Here is a 3,171-nt window from a genome sequence, read left to right as displayed (position 1 = left end):
CCAGCTTTTAACTACCCCCATTTCTTCAATACTCTTTAACTCCAGCAGACTATCATTAAATTTTTCTGCTGTTTCCTTAGCCTCAGCTTCCAGAGCAAAATCGGAAATTTCAGTAATCAGTTCTATCAGTTCCGAAATAGTTTTAATCTTTCTTATATTTTCAAGAAGCTCATAAAGCGGCTTTAAAACAGGAAGTTCAGACACAATTAAATTATAATCAAGATAATAATAGTCATTGCGCAGTAGATCTTCAATCTTTTGTAAGTCTTCAACTGTGATTTCAAGCCACTTTTTAAATAAAGATTGAGTGGATAAATTATAAAGCTCCTTTAACTCAATTAAGATTTTAGAAGATTTTTTCCCTTTTTGGTAAAGGTTATAAATTGAATTCAATAATTGATAAATTTCTGTTTCCTTTAGACTCTGATAAGGATTAATCTTTAACTGATCACTTAATATCTCAGCCGACTCCACTTCATCAGCAGCATCTATCAGCTGCAGTTCAGTCTTAAAGCTTTCTTTTTCTTCTAAAAAAGCTGCCAGACTTTTAAGTTTTGACTTTGCTTTTCTAATCTCAATTTTAGTTGTTTTTTCTGGTAACGTCAGAGACTCAATTTCTAATTTTTTTTCATTAAAATCTTCTTTTTTAAGCTGCAGATGGAGATTTATTTCAAATTCAGAACTCATCTGCTGCAGTGTTTTTTTAAAATAGGGAGTAAAATCAACTATATTGAATAAATTTATTTGCTTAAATTCTTTTAAAAACTGCAGATTTAAATTTTTATTCTCTTTTAAAGCCAGCTGATCAGTATAACCCAACTCCTTTAAACGCTGCTGGTATCTCTTTTTAATACTCAGCAGTCTATTAACTCTATGCTGCTGCCAGTCTGCTAATCCTTTAATTTCAGACAGCTGGTAATCCTGAAGCAGCTTAAAATAACCAAAAAACCGGGCTGAAAATTGATAAATATCCTGATAACTATCGAGCCTCAGCTCTTTTTTCTCTTCAGCATTTAAAACAGAATACAATATCAGCGGCAGTTTTTCCTCTTTCAGCAGAATTTGATCACTGCTGAAAAGTCTCTCCTTAAATTCTTTGATACTAAAAAACTGACTCTGCTGACTCAGGGGCTTCGGCTGATAATGTTTTAGAGCCTCTTTTAGATCATTATAATTATCAAAAATATAAACAGCCGGCTGCTGAGAAATTATTTCTTTAAATAAATCCTGCTTGTAATTATAATATTTGAAGTTTAAATTATTTTCCTGTTCCATATTTCTCATCCTTAATTTTAGTTTTAATTCATTATAATCAGCTGCAGTCTTAAAATCCCAATTATTTAGTCCATTTTTTAAGTGTTTTGACCAATAATTTCTAAAATAATAATTAAAACTGCTCCAGCTGCAAAAGCAGCCAATCCACTGATATTAAACTGAGTTGGGAATACTGCTGCTGATGAACCGAGAATTAGGCCTGTTAAAACTACCATGATTTCTTTTTGATGTTTCTGCAGCAGATAAGAAAAAAGCCAGGCAAAAACCAAAAGTCCGGCTGCAACTCCGGCTCCAAAAACTATTAAAATTAAAAAGTCTAGATTATTGATGGCATTTAAAACAGGATGATAAACTCCCATTAAAATCAAAAGTGTACCTCCACTAATCCCAGGCAGTATCATTGCTACACTGCCAAAAAAACCAGCTATAAAAAATAACATAAAGCCTTTAGCATTTAAAAAACCAAATTGAATCTCCCTGGCAAAAAATAATGCCAGAGCAAAAGCTAAAACCATTACTAAAAGCTTGAAAAAGCTCAGATGACCAATTTTTTTGTAAGTTGAGTGGGCTGAAGTAATTACCAGACCAAAGAGAAAATAATTAACAAGCAGAGGCTGATTTTGATAAAGATCGGTTATCACAGCAGAGCCAAACAAAACTCCCACTGCCGCTCCAAGTCCTATTACAAAAAGTTTTTTTATTTTAATTTCTTTAATTGCGTTAATTAATGTTTCATAAATATTTAAAACCAGGGCCAGCGTTCCTCCACTGACACCAGGTAGAGTATTGGCCAGACCAACCGGAATTGATTTAAAAAATAAGGCTAAATAAGAGTTATTTCTTGGCAAATAAATCTTCCTTTCAAGTTCTATTTTTATATAAGGTGAAATTCTTTCTCTATTTAATATTATTCAAGATAATTGGTGTCTTTACCTGCCTTGAAATAAAAAAAGTACCCAATAGGTAGCGGGTACTTAGAAATTATAGTTTAGTCATTTAAAGTATGGGAGATAATAATCTGGAAACAGACTCTTCCACCTTCATTTTCCATCCCCTTTTTTGATAGACCCTCTTTGTTATTTCTTCAGAGTTTTCTATGTCTTTAGCAAAAATACGATCATGATATTCTGATCTTTCTTTGTCATAAATAAAAGCATTAATTTCAAAATTAAGTTTAAAGCTGCGCACATCCATATTGGTGGTGCCGATTGAAAGCACCCGGCTATCAATACAGATTGTCTTACTGTGGAGAAAACCTTTAGTATAGCGGTAGCAGCGGGCACCAGCATCTAAAATCTCTCCCACAAAAGAATTATTGGCTGCATAAACAAAGGGCTGGTCTCCCCGATCCGGAATCATAATTTTAACATCTACTCCCGAACGAGCCATAAGTTTTAAAGCTTCTAGTATAGACTGGTCAGGTATAAAATAAGGAGTCTGAATATTTACCGACTTTTCTGCTCCATAAATCATCTTTAAAAATAAAGATTTAATCTCTGCATCTTTGGAATCAGGCCCACTGCTCACAATCTGGACAGGGGAATCACCTTTAAACTTTTTCGGAGGAAAATATTTTTGCTGCCGTAAAAGGTCACTTCCAGCGGCAAAGTTCCAGTCTAAAAGAAAGCGGTACTGAAGGCTGTCTACACTTTCTCCCTTTAGGCGCAAATGAGTATCCCGCCAGTCACCAAACCTTGAAGACTGGCCCAGATATTCACAGCCAATATTTATGCCACCAAGATAACCAATTTTACCATCAACAACCACATTTTTACGGTGGTTGCGATAGTTCATATCAAGTACAAATGGCGCAAAAGGAACCGCCTTTCCCCCTGCATCTTCCAGCTTATAAATTGAATAACGGGAAAGATTTCTGCAGCCCATCCGGTCATAGAT

Annotated in this window: 2 protein-coding genes and 1 pseudogene; all 3 read right to left on the bottom strand. The window is 34.4% G+C overall.

Translation table 11 applies throughout. The annotated features are described in order from the left end of the window. Positions 1 to 1,275 (bottom strand): annotated as a pseudogene (locus CI949_RS19095) (PD-(D/E)XK nuclease family protein); the annotation flags it as partial. A 77-nt stretch (positions 1,276 to 1,352) separates the two neighbouring features. Then, positions 1,353 to 2,123, bottom strand: a complete 771-nt coding sequence (locus tag CI949_RS19090) for a DUF368 domain-containing protein (protein ID WP_089716890.1) — start codon at positions 2,121 to 2,123, stop codon at positions 1,353 to 1,355. A gap of 148 nt (positions 2,124 to 2,271) precedes the next feature. Next, positions 2,272 to 3,171: cardiolipin synthase (gene cls / locus CI949_RS19085; RefSeq protein WP_290769348.1), on the bottom strand; the 900-nt coding region annotated here is incomplete at its 5' end.

The organism is Halanaerobium sp., assembly GCF_003070835.1.
Note: the sequence above shows the minus strand (reverse complement) of the source record. Positions and strands in the feature narration are given on the sequence as shown.